Here is a 17285-nt window from a genome sequence, read left to right on the forward strand (position 1 = left end):
TCCAGTCACTGGAGCAACTGGGTGACGACGGCGGCCTGCTGGGCATCCATCCGTCCCAATATGTCAGCTTGTTGCTTTGGCGACAATTCCTTCAATAGGTTCGCCACTTGCGGACTCTCGAGCTCGTTCATGATGGCAGCGGCTTGCTTCGCTGACATCTCTTCATAGACGCGAGACACGTCCGAAGTCTCTTCTTCGACCGCACTGGCCGTCGCCAATTCCGCGACGAGCCGGTCTCGCTCTTGAATCAGCTTCGAGACTTCTTCTTGTCTCGCCTTCACTTCGTTCGTCAACTCGGTGTTATCGGCCCGAAGCTTCTCGATCTCGGCATTCGCCACTTTCAATCGATTTGCGGCATCGGCGTCCACGCCGGTCACGTTCACGTTCGTCTTCACTTTCTCTTCCGGCTCTGGTTTTGAACCGGTCTCTAGAAACGGGACCGATAACAACGGACGGTCCATCGCATAGTTCATGACGACAATCCCTCCGACAAGCAGAAAGATGGCCGGGACGAGTACGAGTGCGACCAATAGCTGTCTACCCCGCTTCGTGTTGTCTTTTTCCATCGGTTTACTTCCCTTTCCCGTGATGAATCACTGCCAACTCATCGATGAAGTGCTGTTCGATGAGCTTTGTCGCGGCCACTTCACCTTGACTGACTTTTTCATGCAACGTTACATATTTCTTTTCCTCGACGACTTTTCCGAGCAGGCGTTCCTGCGACAAATGGTAGCGGTTGCGCGCCTGCTGGACGACGAGTTGTTGTGTCTCGATTTGACGCTTCAACCGTTCACGTGTCTGTTCCCGGTATTGCGACATGAGCAAGTCAATGACGCCAGCTTGTTCATCTTGACTCTTCATGAGCGACTCATACGTCAATACGAGCCGATACAGCGTCTCCATCTCCGTCTCGAACCGCGCTTTGTATTGTCTCATCTCCGTCGCCGACTCTTCTTTCTCGTGTTCTGCGATCGGCATGATGCGCTCTAACAATAATCTGTTCATCGTTCACCTCGCACGATTTGGGCCAGGCGTTCAAGCGATTGCTCGAGCGGGGCCTCTTCTTCGATGGACTGCTTTAAAAACGTCAACAAGTTCGGATACTGCTCGATGGCGGTATCGATGGCCGGGTTCGTCCCTTTTTTATAGGCACCGATATTGATTAAGTCTTCGGCATCCAAATACGTGGCCAGCCAACCACGGAACGTCTGGGCGACGTCACGGTGCATCGGCGTGGCGATTTGGTTCATGACCCGGCTGATCGACTTCAAGACGTGAATCGCCGGGAACTGTCCGCGGTTCGCGAGCGAACGGTCCATGACGAAGTGTCCGTCTAAAATCCCGCGCACCGCATCCGCGATCGGCTCGTTCATATCGTCCCCATCGACGAGGACGGTGTAGAACGCGGTGATCGACCCCGTCACGGCGGTCCCGCTTCGTTCTAACAGTTGCGGCAGCATCGCAAAGACGGAAGGCGTATACCCTTTGGACGTCGGTGGTTCCCCTGTGGCGAGTCCGATTTCCCGTTGCGCCATGGCGAACCGGGTCACCGAGTCCATCATGAGGACGACTTCCTTGCCTTGGTCGCGGAAGTATTCGGCGATGGCCGTCGCCGTATAGGCTCCTTTTAACCGCACGAGCGGCGGCTGGTCACTCGTCGCCACGATGACGACCGAGCGGGCCATCCCTTCCGGACCGAGCTCTTTCTCGATGAACTCTTTCACTTCCCGGCCCCGCTCTCCAATCAAGGCGATAACGTTAATGTCGGCCGATGACCGTTTGGCGATCATGCCGAGCAATGTCGACTTCCCGACGCCGGAACCGGCGAACAATCCGACCCGTTGCCCTTTCCCGACCGTCAACAGACCGTCGATGACACGAACGCCTGTCGACAGGACGTCTAGAATCCGGGGGCGCTCAAGTGGGTTCGGTGGCTTACGAAGCACGTCGTAACGTGCGCCGGGCGTGGCACCCTCACCGGACAACGGACGGCCGAGACCGTCGAGCACTTGGCCAATCAACTCGTCGCCGACCGGCACTTGAAGCATCCGTCCCGTCCCTTTGACCATACAGCCCGGTGCGATTTGCGTCGTTTCGCCGTACGGCATGAGCAGGACGCGTGCCTCATTGAATCCGACGACTTCGGCTTCGACGTGTTGACCCGATGGGAGCTCAATCAAACAACGTTCGCCGATAAAGGCGCTCGGTCCATTCGACTCAATCATCAGCCCGACGACCCGACGGACGCGTCCGACTTTTCGGACGTACTCGTCATCGGGCGAGGACGTGATCGCCTCGAGCACGTGGTCAATAAGCGCCATCGGCCAGGACCTCCTCGATTTTGGAGCGGACGCGATCAAAGCTATAGCTCAAATCGAGCTCATCTCCGTGATGCGGGGTCTCAATCCTCACGCTCGTCTCATCCAAGCCGGCATCCGCCCGGTATTTGATGGCCGGGCCGTCTGGGATGACCCAGTCCGCTTCAAACCGTTGAATCGAGGCGAGTCGCGTCGGATGGACGTACACCGTCAAGGATTCGGCATCGAGTTGACGGTGCAACTGTTCACGGACGCGGTCGGCGAACAACGCCTCATCGTTTCGGACGAGTTCTGTCGTCACGCGGGCGCTGACCTCGACGGCGAGGGCGACGAGCTGTTGCTCGGCGTCCCGCCATTTCGTATCAAACAACTGCTCGAGCTCGACGCTGACCGTGTTCAATCGGGTCGTCAACTCGTCATACTCCGCCTTGCCTTCCCGTCTTCCGTGGATGAAACCTGCGTCATAACCTTCTTGCCTTGCCGACGCGAGCACTTCTTCCCGCAAGTCGGCGAGTTCATGCTCCATCGCAGTGCGGCGCGCCTCGAGTTCGGCTGCTTGCGCGTCTAACCGTGCGCGCGTTTGGGCCAACCGCTCCTGCTCTTCTTCGTGGTGTAGCGGACTCACCGGCTCGAGGAACGGCTTTGAATCAATCCGTTGCGGTTCGAGCGGTGTCGCATAGTGACGTTTGATTACGTTAGACAACGATGTCATCTCCTCCGCCGCGGCTGATCACGATTTCTCCGACGTCTTCTAGGCGACGGATGATGCCGACGATGCGACTTTGTGCCTCTTCGACGTCACGCAACCGGACAGGCCCCATGAATTCCATGTCTTCTTTGAACGTGTCGACCATTCGTTGCGACATGTTTTTGAAGATGATCTGTTTGACTTCGTCGGACGACACTTTGAGGGCGAGTAAGAGATCGTCGTTCGCCACTTCGCGGATAATCCGTTGAATCGCCCGCGAATCGAGCGTGACGATGTCTTCGAAGACGAACATCCGTTTTTTGATTTCTTCGGCCAATTCCGGGTCTTCGATTTCAAGCGCATCGAGAATCGTGCGCTCGGTCGTGCGGTCGACGCCGTTGAGCACTTCGACGACCGCCTCGATGCCACCGGATTGGGCGTAGTCTTGCATATCCGTTTGCGACAAGTTCTTCTCGAGAATCTGTTCAATCTCATGAATCACGTCCGGGTTGAGCCGGTCCATCGTCGCGATCCGTTTGGCGACTTCCGACTGAATCTCAGGCGGCAGCTCAGATAAAATTTGTCCTGATTTGACCGGTTCGAGATGCGCCAAAATCAAAGCAATCGTCTGCGGATGCTCGTTTTGGATAAAGTTTAACAACTGTTTCGGGTCGGCCTTGCGGGCGAACTCGAACGGTCGGACTTGAAGCGTCGAGGTGAGGCGGTGGATGAGGGCCATCGCCTTCTCTTCCCCGACCGCTTTCTCGAGTACCGTTTTCGCGAATCCGATGCCACCTTGCGTGATATAGCTCTGCGCCATAGCGAGCTCGTGGAACTCACCCATGATGGCTTCTTTTTGTTCGGATGATACTTTTTTCAACGCCGAAATCTGGAGCGTCAATTGCTCCATCTCTTCTTCGGACAGATGCTTGTAGACGCTCGCTGCCACTTCAGGTCCAAGCGAGATCATGAGCATGGCCGCTTTTTCTCGGTTCGGTTGTTTGGCGTAATTCACAGTACTCACTCCTCAGACATCCATGTACGGAGAAGTTTGGCGAACTCTTCTGGGTTGCTCTCTGCCAATTTCTCCAACTGTTTCTTCTTGACGGCCCCTTCGCCCCGTTCTTCGAGGTCGAGGTCCGGCACTTCGTCTTCATATGGGACTTCCCACTCGTTCGACTCGGCTACGGGTTCGCGGTTGCGCTTGCGCATCGCGAAGAACAAGAGCGCGAGCAAGACGACGGCACCGGCTGCGGCGGCATACATCCACCATTGCGTCGGTTGTTCGACCGCGGCCGCTTCTTCCGTTTCTGCGAACGGACGTGAGACGACGACGACTTTCTGTTCAAGTTCCGCCTCAGTGAGTGCCTCTCCAGTCTTGGCGAGTGACGTTCGGATAATCGAGTACATCATCGTCTCGAGGTCACCCTCGAGCTGAGGATCGATCGTCGTCGCCCCGTTCGGTGGTTCGACAATCAATTGGACGCCGAGGTCACGAATCGAGTACGGTGCGTTTTGAATCTGTTTCGTGATTCGGTTGACTTCATAATTGATGATTTCATGATTCTTTTCGCTCTCTTCTTCCCCGGTGCCCGTGGCAGCCGGGAAATTGACCGTATCGTTCTCGGCCGTGCCGGCAGCGGTCGCCGCGCCGGTTCCGCCCGTATATGCCTCAGCAATCCGTTCCGCCGAAGTGACGATGCCTTCCATGCTGTCCTCGTTGACAGGTGTCACAAGGTTTTGCTCTTCAGCCGATTGCGTCGTGTCGATATCGGCCGTGACCGAGACGAGCACGCTTCGTTCCCCGAGCAACACCGACAACATTTGTTGAATCTGTTGACGAACGTCTTTCTCGACTTGGCGTTTCAAGACGAGCGGGTCGGTCGATGATCCACCGGCCGTCGTCGTCTGGTCTAAATCGTAATACGTGAAATATTGGTCCATGACCGAGATATTTTCAGGTTTCAAGTTCGGTACGCTCTTACTGATTAAATGATAGAGCCCTTTCACCGTGGCCGGCTCAAGATTCGTACCAGCTCCTAAATTTAGGACGATGGAGGCCGTCGGTTCACCTTGATCTTCGGCCAAGAAGACCGATTTCTCTGGAATCGAAATGATGACTTTCGCCTGGTTGATCCCTTCGATTTGCGTGATCAACCGTTCGAGCTCGGTCTGCATCGCGCTCCGCTCGATGACGGCCATCTCACGGTCCGTCGTTCCGAAGCCAGCGTTCTCGCTGAAGAAGCTATAATCGATTGCACCCGATTTCGGGATGCCTGCTGCCGCCAGACTGACTTTCAGTTGGTCGACTTGCTCACTCGGCACGTAGACGCTGACACCGTTCGAAGTCGCTTTAATCTCAGCCTTCACGCCGTCGGCCGTCAGCTGTTCCGTCACCTCGCCCGCCTCTTGGGCGGACAGGTTCGTATAGAGCGGGGCCATGTTCGGGCGCGACAGCCAGACGGTCAAGAGCACCGCGACGAGAAGCACGCCGGCGATGACGAGACCCCAAATGATTTTACGGTTCGTTTTTATCGTTTGAAGCGAACCGGTCAGTGAACCGAATCGTTCTTTTAACTTTTCATTCATCGCTACTCGTCATCCTCTACTTTAAACTTGCATTCGCATCATTTCTTGATAGGCCTCGACTGCTTTGTTGCGCACCTCTATCGCGAGTTGCATCGCAATCGACGACTCTTCACTTTGTATCATGACTTGATGTAAATCGGCCTTGCCGACGGCGAGGTCGGCTCGGGCCGCGCTCGTCGCTTGTTGGACGTCATTTAACGAGCGCATGGCCTCGTTCAAATACGTTCCGAACTGGGACGGCGTCTCTTTCACCGCCGGCGCGACCGTCGGCTGTGTGCCCATCAATTGAATCGGGTTGATTTGCATGTATCGTCACTCCTTATCCTTTGCCAATTTCCATCGCTTTGACGAGCATCGCCTTCGTGGCGTTCATCGCGGCGATGTTCGCCTCGTACGACCGCGTCGCTCCCATCAAGTCGACCATTTCTTTCAATAGGTCGACGTTTGGCATCTGGACATAACCGCGGTCATCCGAATCAGGATGACTCGGGTCATAGACGAGCTTGTACGGACTCTCATCTTCCACAATCTGTGAGACTTCGACGCCGCCGCTGACAGCGGACAGCTGTTGGCGAAACGGCGCTTCCTGCATCACGGTCATTTTTCGTGTATACGGTTGCCACTCCCCGTCGACGAGTTTGCCGCGTGTCGTCTGGGCGTTCGCGATGTTCGCGGACACCGTGTCCATCCGTAACCGCTGCGACGTCAGTGCCGTCGCCGAAATATGAAAACTATCAAACATGCCCATCGTCAACGTCCTCCTCTAATGACGGTTTTGAGTCCGCCGAGTCGGCGGTTCAACTGTTCCATCATCGCTTCATATTGAAGCTGGTTCCGTGCCAATTCGCTCATCTCGTAATCGAGATCGACGTTATTGCCGTCACTTCGCATCGCGCCTCCGGCCCGATCCGTGATCGTCGTCTCCGCGCGCTCGCTCGGACGACCGCCTGCCAGCATGAGACGCATCTCGTTGTTCAGCGTCTGTTCGAACACGGCTTGCTTCGCCCGGAAGTTCGGGGTATCGATATTCGATAGGTTATGGCTGATGACTTTTTGATTTACGACCGAATGATTGATCGCTTGCTTCATTAATTGATAGTCGCTGCCAATCCAATTCATGCGTTTCACTCGCTTTCACTAAAAGAATGCATGTATATACCTTATTTGGAAAATCCACTATTTCATTGAAACAAATCTGTAACAGTCTTGAAAGATATTTTTATTAAAACAGGTAAATGCTGTCTTCTGTTTTTGTCGAATTTACGACGAATTCTGAAAATAATTACTTTTGCACTAAAAAAAGTCGCCCCCATTACATTGGGAGCGACTTTGTAAGTCGAAAGTCCTATTTCGTTAGACTTTCTTATATTCATCAAGTAAATCTGATTTATTTCAGTTCGATTTCAACTTCTGTAATTCAAACAAGAAGTTATCATTCAATATCTTAATATACGTTCCTTTCATCCCGAGTGAACGTGACTCGATGACTCCCGCACTTTCCAATTTACGGAGCGCGTTGACGATGACCGAACGTGTAATTCCCACACGGTCGGCAATTTTGGAAGCAACTAGTAAACCTTCATTGCCACCAAGCTCTTCGAAGATGTGCTCGATCGCTTCAAGCTCAGAATACGAGAGCGAGTTGATCGCCATTTGGACGACCGCTTTTTTACGGGCTGACGCCTCGGCTTCGGCCGCTTTCTCACGAAGAATCTCCATCCCTACGACCGTCGCGCTATATTCGGCCAAGACGAGGTCGTCTTCCGTGAACTCGTTGTTGAGCCGGCCGAGCACGAGTGTACCGAGACGCTCGCCGCCACCGATGATTGGAACGATCGTCGTCATCGAGTCGAGGAACAACTCACGGTTCTCGACCGGGAACGCCGTGTACTCACTGTCGATGCCGATATTTTCCGTCGTCTCTTTGACGTTGAACAGGTTCGAGGCGTATGGCTCCGGGAATTGACGGTCGACCAAGAACGCCTTCATGCGTTCGTTCTCGATTTGTTGTTTGATGGCAAAGCCGAGCAAGCGGCCCCGACGACTGACGATGAACGTGTTTGCTTCGAGTACTTCGCGCATCTTATCCGCCATTTCTTTAAAGTCTACGTGTGCGCTTGCCTCTTGTTGAAGCATCGTGTTCAATTGGCGTGTTTTGTCTAGTAAGTTCATAATTCTTATTTTCCTCCCTGTATGTGCATACAGAATCTTATAGTATAAATTGGCTAAGGTCTCGATCTTCCGCAATCGAGCCGACTTTCTCTTTGACATAGGCCGGTGTGATTTGAACATGCGTTTGCGGCATGTCGGCCGCCTCGAACGACAAGTCTTCAAGGACGCGCTCCATGATCGTGTACAAGCGGCGGGCCCCGATGTCATCCGTCTCTCGGTTGACGTGCGTCGCAATGCGCGCAATCTCCTCGATGGCCGGATGCGTGAACTCGACGCTAATCTCCTCCGACTCGAGGAGTGCCGTGTACTGCTTGATGAGCGCCTGGGACGGTTCCGTCAAAATTTTAACGAAGTCCTCCTCGGTCAGGCTGCTCAGTTCAACACGAATCGGGAACCGACCTTGCAGTTCAGGAATCAAGTCGGACGGCTTCGCCATATGGAACGCTCCGGCGGCGATGAAGAGCACATGGTCCGTCTTGACCGGACCATACTTCGTGACGACGGTCGATCCTTCGACGATCGGCAAGATGTCACGCTGGACGCCTTCTCGTGAGACACCGGCATGGTCTTGCGACTTCGTCGCAATCTTATCGATCTCATCGACGAAGATGATGCCCATCTGTTCACTGCGGCGCACGGCCTCGTCATGAACCTCGTTCATATCGAGCAAGCTTTCCGCTTCCTCGGCGATGATGAGCGGACGTGCCTCACGGACCGGCAACTTGCGTTTCTTCCGTTTCTTCGGCACGATTTGCCCGAGCATGTCCTGCAAGTTCGATAACCCTTCCATACCTTGCCCTTGGAACAAGTCGACGGTCTGCTTCTCCTCGAGGTTGACCTCAATCAATCGCTCCTCGAGTTCACCGAGTTCGAGCAAGCGACGCAACTGTGCGCGGTCGGACGACTGCGTGCTCGTCGGCTCCTCGGTCTTTTGGGTTTGGCCGCCGAACAGCGCCTCGAACGGGTTCGAAGCAGCGGTCGGTTCGACTTTTGCCTTCCCTTGCAAAGCGTCGAGGATGCGTTCCGTCGCAGCGACTTCGGCTTGCTCTTTCACGCCTTCCTTTTTCTCTTCCTTCACGAGACGGACCGATGCCTCGACGAGGTCACGGACCATCGATTCGACATCGCGGCCGACGTAGCCGACTTCCGTGAATTTCGTGGCCTCGACTTTGACGAACGGCGCGCCGACGAGTTTGGCCAGGCGGCGTGCGATCTCCGTCTTCCCGACACCGGTCGGTCCGATCATCAAGATGTTCTTCGGTGTCACTTCATCACGCAGGTCGGCACTCAACTTTTGGCGACGATACCGGTTGCGGAGTGCGATGGCGACGGCGCGCTTGGCATCCTTTTGTCCGATGACGAAGCGGTCTAGCTCCGCTACGATTTGGCGTGGTGTCAGTTCACGTTTCATTCAGAATCGCCTCCGATCGTTTCTACGATGACTTGGTCGTTTGTATAGACGCACAACTCTCCGGCAATCTCAAGAGCAGCGCGGGCTATGTCTTCCGCTGATTTCTCAGGCGAATGGCGCACGAGCGCGCGCCCGGCAGCGAGCGCATAGTTCCCGCCCGAACCGATCGCTAAAATGCCATCATCCGGTTCAATCACTTCGCCGTTCCCAGACACGAGCAGTAGGTGCTCACGGTCCATGACAATCAAGAGCGCTTCGAGTTGACGGAGCATCTTATCCCCGCGCCACTCTTTGGCCAGCTCGACGGCCGCACGCGGCAAGTTTCCGTTATACATCTCTAGCTTTGATTCAAACTTCTCGAACAGCGTGAATGCGTCGGCAACGCTTCCTGCGAATCCGGCGACGACTTTACCGCCGTAGAGACGTCTTACTTTTTTGGCCTTGTTTTTCATGATGACGGCGTTTCCGAACGTGACTTGTCCATCCCCGCTCATAGCACCATGCCCGTTGTGACGGACTGCGAAAATCGTGGTTGCGTGAAACATCTGATGACCTCCTACTTTCTCGGATGTGTGGCTTGATAGACCGCTCGCAAGCGTTCCGTAGAGACGTGGGTGTAACGCCCCGTCGTCGAGAGCGACTCGTGGCCGAGCAACTCTTGGACGGCACGGAGGTCGGCCCCGCGCTCGAGCAAGTCCGTCGCAAAACTATGACGGAGCGAGTGAGGCGTCAACGGCTTATGCAGGCCGCCTTGTTTCCTCAGACGCTTCATGACGTAGCGAATTTGGTCTGTTGTCACTCGATTCCCTTTTTGACTGAGGAATAATGCCGTTTCTTGGGGGGAAGCGCATGTTCGGCGTGCATCGAGATAACGATTGAGCGCCTCGATGGCGAACTGCCCGATTGGAATGTAGCGTTCTTTCTTCCCTTTCCCGACGACATGCACGAAGGCGAGTTCGGCATCGTAAGACGACACGTCCATCCCGCACAACTCGGCGACGCGCATGCCCGTCCCGTATAGCATCTCGACGATGGCGACATCACGGGCCCTCAGGAACGGATCATCTTGTCCGTCCGCGGTCGCGATGAGCTGTTCGACCTCGCTCGGCACGGCGAACGTCGGAAGCGTCTTGCGCCGCTTCGGTGACGTCAGGCCGTGGAACAGTGGATCGACACCCGTCTCCCGTGCCACAAATTTCCCGAATTGTTTGAGGCACGACACTTTTTGGGCGACCGTCGTCGTGGCGTTGTCCGCCTCATAAAGGGCATATAAATAACGCCGCGCCGACTGCACATCATACGGATCTTGATGTGTCGATTGGCAATAAGCGGCGTACTGGTCGAGCGTCTGCTCGTAAGAGCGTTTCGTATGAGGAGACAGTCGGCGTTCGACTTGGCAATAGCGCAAAAATGACTGTTGATCGTCACCGAATCCCATTCTCTCGCCCCCTCGTTTTCAGCTTAAAAACGCATGTTCCCGTCAAATCGAAATTAGCATAGCACACACCGTCAGAGGTGACAATAGATAGCCCTTCAATAATCTGAAAATTTTCAAAGTGTTGTACAAATTACACAATTGAAATTTAAATTCACAAAAAAGGAGCCAAAAATTGGCTCCTTCCCCTTAAATCTCTTTATATTGCTGAATCGTTTCAAGGGCACGGTTCGCATAACGTTCGTACCGTTCTTGTTTCTTCATTTTCTTCGGCGCATCTTCGAGCGACGGCACGAGCCCGAAGTTTGCGTTCATCGGTTGGAAGTGCTTGCCGTCCGTCGTCGTGATATAGTGCGCCATCGAACCGAGCATCGTCTCGCGTGGCAAGACGACGAGTTCTTCACCGGCAATCAGTTTCGCTGCGTTAATCCCAGCGAGGAGCCCTGACGCCGCCGATTCGACGTACCCTTCCACACCGGTCATCTGCCCGGCGAAGAACAACGTGTCGCGTGACCGCGCCTGATACGTCGGTTTCAACAGGCTCGGTGAGTTGATGAACGTGTTCCGGTGCATGACACCGTAGCGCACGATCTCCGCGTTCTCGAGACCTGGGATGAGTTGAAGGATGCGTTTCTGTTCGCCCCATTTGAGGTGGGTCTGGAAACCGACCAAGTTGAACAGCGTGCCGGCCGAGTTGTCTTGACGTAACTGCACGACCGCGTGCGGACGTTTGCCCGTCTTCGGATCTTCAAGGCCGACCGGTTTCATCGGTCCGAACAAGAGCGTCTTCTTGCCGCGTTGGGCGAGGACTTCAAACGGCATGCAGCCTTCGAAGTAAATCTCTTTCTCGAACTCTTTGAGCGGGACGACTTCTGCTTTGACGAGCTCGTCGTAGAACACGTCGAACTCTTCTTCCGTCATCGGACAGTTGAGGTACGCCGCCTCACCTTTGTCGTAACGTGATTTCAAATAGACCTTGTCCCGGTCGATCGTCTCGCCGTCTAAAATCGGTGCCGCGGCGTCGTAGAAGTAAAGGTAATCTTCCCCTGTGAACGCTTTGAGCGAAGCCGAGAGGTCCGGTGACGTGAGCGGACCGGTCGCCATGATGACGATCCCGTCCGGAATCGCCGTAATCTCTTCGTTGTGCACCGTCACGTTCGGATGGTTTCTCAACGTGTCCGTCACGAAGCCGGCGAAGTCATGACGGTCGACGGCGAGAGCGCCACCGGCCGGTACACTTGCCGTGTCGGCCGCTTTCAAGATGAGCGAGTCGAGCGTGCGCATCTCTTCTTTCAAGACGCCGACCGCGTTTTGGAGCCCGTTCGCTCGTAGCGAGTTCGAGCAGACCAGTTCAGCGAATTGGTCCGTATGGTGTGCCGGTGTCTTTCGGACCGGTCTCATTTCATACAAATCGACTTGAATTCCGCGTTTCGCGAGTTGCCAAGCCGCCTCGGAGCCGGCGAGGCCCGCTCCGATCACAGTTACACGTTGCTGCAAAGTTAATCCTCCTCTAACTGATGTACCTCGGCATGGGTACAGTTCGTACATTGATATTTCACACCGTCTTTAATTTTTTTCTCGACCATCATTTTACCACATTCCGGACACGGTTTCGCGACCGGCTTGTCCCATGAGACGAACTCACAGTCTGGATAGTTCGAGCAACCATAGAACAGACGACCCTTTTTACTGCGTCGTTCGACGACTTGTCCGTCTTTGCAGCTCGGACATGGGACGCCAATCTCGACTTGTACCGGTTTCGTGTTCGTACAGTTCGGGAAGTTCGAGCATGCCATGAATTTCCCGTAACGGCCCATCTTGATGACCATCGGCGAACCGCACACTTCGCAGTCGATGCCGGCCGGCTCATCTTTCACTTCGATTTTCTCAATCTCCGATTCCGCCCGTTTCAAACGCTTCTCGAAACTGCGATAGATTGGAGCGACGACTTCCGTCCATTGGACTTCCTCGTTCTCAATCGAGTCGAGGAGCGTCTCCATGTCGGCCGTGAACTGGACGGTGATGAAGTCGTTGAAGTACTCATCGATCATCTCGATGACGAGTTCGCCGAGTTCTGTCGGAACGAACTTCTTCTCTTCAAGGACGACGTATCCGCGTTTTTGAATCGTATCGAGCGTCGGTGCATACGTCGACGGACGACCGATCCCGAGTTCTTCCATCGCCCGGACGAGGCGCGCCTCACTGTATCGTGGCGGCGGCTGTGTGAAGTGCTGTTTCGGTTCGATCGTCTCGAACTTGACGAGGTCATCCACTTCGAGCGGCGGGAGCAACCCTTCTTTCTCCGGGTTCGTGTCTTCGATATCTTCATCTTTCGATTCGATATACACTTTCATGAAACCAGGGAATTTGACGGTCGACCCGTTGGCACGGAAAGTCATACCGTTCGACTCGACGTCGATTTTCACCGTATCGAGGATAGCCGGCGCCATTTGGCTCGCGACGAGACGCTCCCAAATCAACTTGTACAACCGGAGCTGGTCACGTGACAAGTACGCTTTCACCGAGGCCGGGTCGCGTAACGCCGAAGTCGGACGAATCGCTTCGTGGGCGTCCTGGGCGTTCGCGGCTTTCTTCTCTTTTTGTTTCTGCAACGCGACGTACTCTTCTCCGAACGTGGATTCGATATACTCTTTCGCTTCTGCTTTCGCCAAATCCGAGATGCGCGTCGAGTCGGTACGCATATACGTGATCAAACCGACGGTGCCTTCTTTCTTGCCGAGGTCAATCCCTTCGTATAGCTGTTGCGCGAGCATCATCGTCTTCTTGGCACGGAAGTTCAATTTACGGGCCGCATCTTGCTGGAGCGAACTCGTCGTGAACGGGAGCGACGCGTTGCGCTTCCGCTCTTTCTTCGTGACGTCGATGACTTTGAATGAGTCGTCAATCGCTTTGAGCACCGCGTCGGCATCCGCCTCGCTCTTGAGCTCCATTTTTTTCCCGTCTTTTCCATAAAACGAAGTCTCGAACGATTCGCCTTCATGGTTGAGGGTGAGTTTGATTGTCCAATACTCTTCTGGGTCGAAGGCATTGATCTCCCGCTCCCGGTCGATAATCATTTTAACGGCCACGGATTGAACGCGTCCGGCCGATAATCCTTTTTTGACTTTCTTCCATAGTAATGGGCTCATCCCGTATCCGACGAGACGGTCCAAAATTCGACGCGCCTGCTGGGCGTCGACGAGGTCATGGTTGATTTTACGTGGGTGTTTGAACGACTCTTTAATCGCATCTTTCGTGATCTCGTTAAAGACGACGCGACATTCCGTCGTTTCGTCGACACCGAGGGCACGTGCTAAATGCCAAGCAATCGCTTCCCCTTCGCGATCCGGGTCAGCCGCGAGAAAGATTTTCGTCGCTTTTTTGGCTGCCGTCTTCAATTCTTTCAAAACTGGACCTTTGCCACGGATCGTGATGTACTTCGGTTCAAAGTCATGTTCCACGTCGACACCGAGTTGACTTTTCGGTAAATCGATGACGTGACCCATCGAAGCCTTGACCGTGTAATTCGATCCTAAATAACGTTTAATGGTTTTCGCTTTCGCGGGTGATTCGACGATCACCAAGTATTTTGCCATACATCTGCTCCCCTTTTAGAGGTCATTTAAATCCCTACCATAATATTCATGTTGTCGATGGTTTGTCAACGTCCAATCCTTGAACAGGTTAGAATTTGATCGGCAGTCGTCAATGGAATCGCCCCGTCTTCAATCAATTGATTCGGACCGGCCGCGAGCGGATCGAGCGGGCTTCCAGGCACTGCGAATACCGTCTTTCCTTGCTCGAGGGCATGTCCGACCGTGTTCATCGTCCCGCTTTTGTGACGGGCCTGGATGACGACGAGTCGATTGGCAAGTCCGCTGACAAGACGATTTCGTTCTAAAAATTGAAATTTTTTGACAGGTGTTTCCGGTGTGTATTCCGTGAGGAGTAACCCGTGTCGCGAAATCCGCTCGAACAAGGGGGCGTGGACCTGTGGATACAAGTGCGAAAAGCCCGCTCCGAGGATGGCGATGGTCGGCCGGTCATGATCGAGCGACAGCTCATGGACGAGACCGTCGATGCCGAGCGCCCCACCCGAGACGGAGACAGTTTCTTCTATTAAAGGACGGAAATGTTCGACAAGTCGACGGCTGATGCGATTCAATTCACGGCTTCCGACCAATGCGGTCGTTTGTTGATGTAGTACCTCTAAATCGCCTCGATAAAACAAACAATACGGCGGATTCGGGATGTGGAGCAGCGCGGACGGGAACAATTCGTCCTCCCACGTCAAAAAACGATCGTACGTGACCGTGGAACGAAGCGCCCGTTCGGCCTTGCTCCGGACGCGCGGATGGAACTGATGCATGTTCATATGCGTGTGAGACAAGTAATGATGGACGAACTCGACCGGCAACCGTTCGGCTGCGAATCGAGCGATTGTTTGATTCATCACAATCACCTCTAAAAAATGAGGGATGCTGCGCATCCCCCATTCCGAATGGTTTACGTTGTCGGTTGACCCGTCACGCAAGCTTCATACAAACCTTGTTGTTTCAACACCCGGATGAGTGTCTCTCCGATGACGGCAGGCGTCTCGGCGACTTCAATCCCGTTGGCGTTCAACGTCTTGATTTTCTCAGCGGCCGTACCTTTTCCGCCCGAGATGATGGCGCCGGCATGGCCCATCCGTTTGCCTTCAGGGGCTGTTTGACCACCGATGAAACCGATGACCGGTTTCGTCATGTTCGCCTTCACCCATTCCGCAGCCTCTTCTTCAGCCGTTCCACCGATTTCACCAATCATGATGACCGCTTTCGTGTCCTCGTCTTCATTGAACGCTTGGAGCGTGTCGATGAAGTTCGTGCCGTTGACCGGGTCTCCACCGATTCCGACAGCTGTCGATTGTCCGATTCCGGCAGTCGTCAACTGATGGACCGCCTCATACGTGAGCGTCCCTGAGCGCGAGACAATACCGACGTGGCCTTTCGTGTGGATATAGCCTGGCATGATACCAAGTTTCGCTTCCCCTGGCGTGATGATCCCCGGGCAGTTCGGTCCGATGAGACGGGCCGGTTTGTCCTCGAGGTAACGCTTCACTTGAATCATATCGATGACCGGGATACCTTCTGTGATACAGATGATCAACTCGATACCGCTATCGGCCGCTTCCATAATCGAATCGGCTGCGAATGCAGGTGGCACGTAGATGATTGACGCGTTCGCGCCAGTCGCTTCGACTGCCTCGGATACCGTGTTAAAGACCGGTACGCCGTCAAGGACGGTCGTGCCACCTTTACCAGGTGTCACTCCTCCGACCAATTTCGTGTTATATGCCAGCATCTGTTCGCCGTGGAACAGACCTTGTTTCCCCGTGATCCCTTGAATGATCACTTTTGTATCTTGATTCGCCCAAATACTCATGTCGTTTCCCCCTTATCGAACGAGTGCCGCGATTTTTTCTGCACCGTCAGCCATCGAGCTCGCCGAAGTGATCGCAAGTCCAGATTCATCGAGAATGCGTCGTCCCGCATCCACGTTCGTACCTTCTAACCGAACGACGAGTGGTAAATCGAGACCGATTTCTTTCGTCGCCGCGACGATACCTTCAGCAATGATGTCACACTTCATGATGCCACCAAAGATGTTCACGAAGATTCCTTTGACTTGGTCGTCTGACAAAATCAATTTGAACGCTTCCGTTACTTTTTCTTTCGTTGCACCGCCGCCTACATCGAGGAAGTTAGCGGGTTCGGCGCCATAATGCTTGATGATATCCATCGTCGCCATGGCGAGGCCGGCACCGTTAACGAGGCAACCGATGTTGCCGTCGAGCGCGATATAGCTGAGGTCGTGTTTTGACGCCTCGACTTCACGCGGATCTTCTTCTGTCGTATCGCGCAGGTCGACGATGTCTTTATGACGATACAGCGCGTTGCTGTCGAAGTTGAGCTTCGCATCGAGTGCGATGACGTTGCCATCTTTCGTCGTGACGAGCGGGTTGATTTCCGCAATCGTGCAGTCTGTCTCGACATACACTTTATACAATTTCATGACCATGTCGCTGAATTTGTTGACGAGCTTGGTCGGCACTTCCATCTTGAACGCAAGACGGCGTGCTTGGAACGGACGGAGTCCGACGACTGGGTCGACGACTTCTTTATGAATCTTTTCAGGTGTATGTTCAGCGACTTCCTCGATGTCCATACCGCCTTCTGATGAACCCATGATGACAATTCGGCCGATCGAACGGTCAAGCACAAGTCCTAAGTAAAATTCTTGGTCAATCGCAGAGCCTTCTTCAATGTAAAGGCGTTGCACGACTTTTCCTTCTGGTCCAGTCTGATGCGTGACGAGCGTCTTGCCGAGAATCTCTGACGCGTACTGTTTGACTTCTTCATCCGACTTCGCAAGTTTGACACCGCCGGCTTTCCCGCGGCCCCCTGCGTGGATCTGGGCTTTGACAACTTTTAGTTCACCGTCTAGCTTGGCGGCGGCTGAGGCTGCTTCTTCAACCGTGAACGCCGGATAGCCCGTAGGTACGGCCACTCCAAACGCCCGAAGCAATTCTTTCGCCTGATACTCATGGATATTCATTTCGTTTCCCCCTTAGTCCCCTTTAATATCGGCACGTCTATTGTAACGAAAAACTGAAAGCGCTGTCTATCGTTC

At 54.1% G+C, this 17285-nt stretch carries 18 protein-coding genes; all 18 read right to left on the reverse strand.

What is annotated here, in order from left to right; genetic code table 11:
* Positions 1-5: 5 nt before the first annotated feature.
* Entirely contained in the window at positions 6-566 is a 561-nt protein-coding gene (locus tag KNO58_RS05485) for a MotE family protein (protein WP_214752229.1), read from the reverse strand.
* A 4-nt stretch (positions 567-570) separates the two neighbouring features.
* The gene (locus KNO58_RS05490) at positions 571-1005 is read right to left on the reverse strand and encodes a flagellar FliJ family protein (RefSeq protein ID WP_214752230.1); all 435 of its coding nucleotides are present in this window, start codon (positions 1003-1005) and stop codon (positions 571-573) included.
* Complete coding sequence (fliI, locus tag KNO58_RS05495; RefSeq protein ID WP_214752231.1) at positions 1002-2321, reverse strand: flagellar protein export ATPase FliI; 1320 nt, start codon at positions 2319-2321, stop codon at positions 1002-1004. Before fliI ends, KNO58_RS05490 begins: the two co-directional genes overlap by 4 nt.
* On the reverse strand, positions 2308-3030 hold the full coding sequence (locus KNO58_RS05500) for a FliH/SctL family protein (protein WP_214752232.1): 723 nt from the start codon (positions 3028-3030) through the stop codon (positions 2308-2310). Before KNO58_RS05500 ends, fliI begins: the two co-directional genes overlap by 14 nt.
* A complete protein-coding gene (fliG, locus tag KNO58_RS05505) occupies positions 3014-4021 on the reverse strand; it encodes a flagellar motor switch protein FliG (RefSeq protein ID WP_214752233.1) in 1008 nt (335 codons plus the stop codon). The genes KNO58_RS05500 and fliG overlap by 17 nt, the downstream gene beginning before the upstream one ends.
* A 5-nt stretch (positions 4022-4026) precedes the next feature.
* The gene (fliF, locus tag KNO58_RS05510; RefSeq protein WP_214719438.1) at positions 4027-5595 is read right to left on the reverse strand and encodes a flagellar basal-body MS-ring/collar protein FliF; all 1569 of its coding nucleotides are present in this window, start codon (positions 5593-5595) and stop codon (positions 4027-4029) included.
* Positions 5596-5616: 21 nt separating this feature from the next.
* Positions 5617-5901 (reverse strand): flagellar hook-basal body complex protein FliE, encoded by a 285-nt coding sequence (gene fliE, locus KNO58_RS05515; protein WP_214719439.1) that lies wholly within the window; start codon positions 5899-5901, stop codon positions 5617-5619.
* Between the two features lie 13 nt (positions 5902-5914).
* Positions 5915-6343: a flagellar basal body rod protein FlgC gene (flgC, locus tag KNO58_RS05520; protein WP_021067116.1), complete on the reverse strand. Its 429-nt coding sequence runs from the start codon at positions 6341-6343 to the stop codon at positions 5915-5917.
* Positions 6344-6345: 2 nt separating this feature from the next.
* Positions 6346-6714 carry a flagellar basal body rod protein FlgB gene (gene flgB, locus KNO58_RS05525; protein ID WP_214752234.1) on the reverse strand — a complete coding sequence of 123 codons (369 nt, stop codon included), beginning with the start codon at positions 6712-6714 and terminating at the stop codon, positions 6346-6348.
* Positions 6715-6987: 273 nt separating this feature from the next.
* Positions 6988-7767 (reverse strand): GTP-sensing pleiotropic transcriptional regulator CodY, encoded by a 780-nt coding sequence (gene codY, locus KNO58_RS05530; protein ID WP_016508279.1) that lies wholly within the window; start codon positions 7765-7767, stop codon positions 6988-6990.
* Between the two features lie 37 nt (positions 7768-7804).
* Complete coding sequence (hslU, locus tag KNO58_RS05535) at positions 7805-9178, reverse strand: ATP-dependent protease ATPase subunit HslU (protein WP_214752235.1); 1374 nt, start codon at positions 9176-9178, stop codon at positions 7805-7807.
* On the reverse strand, positions 9175-9723 hold the full coding sequence (gene hslV / locus KNO58_RS05540; protein ID WP_021067113.1) for an ATP-dependent protease subunit HslV: 549 nt from the start codon (positions 9721-9723) through the stop codon (positions 9175-9177). Before hslV ends, hslU begins: the two co-directional genes overlap by 4 nt.
* Positions 9724-9734: 11 nt before the next feature.
* Positions 9735-10616 (reverse strand): site-specific tyrosine recombinase/integron integrase, encoded by an 882-nt coding sequence (gene xerA / locus KNO58_RS05545; RefSeq protein ID WP_214752236.1) that lies wholly within the window; start codon positions 10614-10616, stop codon positions 9735-9737.
* A 186-nt stretch (positions 10617-10802) separates the two neighbouring features.
* Positions 10803-12110, reverse strand: coding sequence for an FADH(2)-oxidizing methylenetetrahydrofolate--tRNA-(uracil(54)-C(5))-methyltransferase TrmFO (gene trmFO / locus KNO58_RS05550; protein WP_251026091.1), 1308 nt, complete (start codon positions 12108-12110; stop codon positions 10803-10805).
* 2 nt (positions 12111-12112) lie between these two features.
* Positions 12113-14209 (reverse strand): type I DNA topoisomerase, encoded by a 2097-nt coding sequence (topA, locus tag KNO58_RS05555; RefSeq protein ID WP_214752238.1) that lies wholly within the window; start codon positions 14207-14209, stop codon positions 12113-12115.
* Between the two features lie 65 nt (positions 14210-14274).
* Entirely contained in the window at positions 14275-15066 is a 792-nt protein-coding gene (gene dprA, locus KNO58_RS05560) for a DNA-processing protein DprA (protein ID WP_251026092.1), read from the reverse strand.
* A gap of 53 nt (positions 15067-15119) precedes the next feature.
* Positions 15120-16037, reverse strand: a complete 918-nt coding sequence (gene sucD, locus KNO58_RS05565) for a succinate--CoA ligase subunit alpha (RefSeq protein WP_021067108.1) — start codon at positions 16035-16037, stop codon at positions 15120-15122.
* Positions 16038-16049: 12 nt separating this feature from the next.
* On the reverse strand, positions 16050-17210 hold the full coding sequence (gene sucC / locus KNO58_RS05570; RefSeq protein WP_214752240.1) for an ADP-forming succinate--CoA ligase subunit beta: 1161 nt from the start codon (positions 17208-17210) through the stop codon (positions 16050-16052).
* Positions 17211-17285: the final 75 nt, after the last annotated feature.

Source organism: Exiguobacterium sp. J17977 (assembly GCF_018616375.1).
In the GTDB taxonomy this organism is placed as follows: Bacteria; Bacillota; Bacilli; order Exiguobacteriales; family Exiguobacteriaceae; genus Exiguobacterium; species Exiguobacterium mexicanum.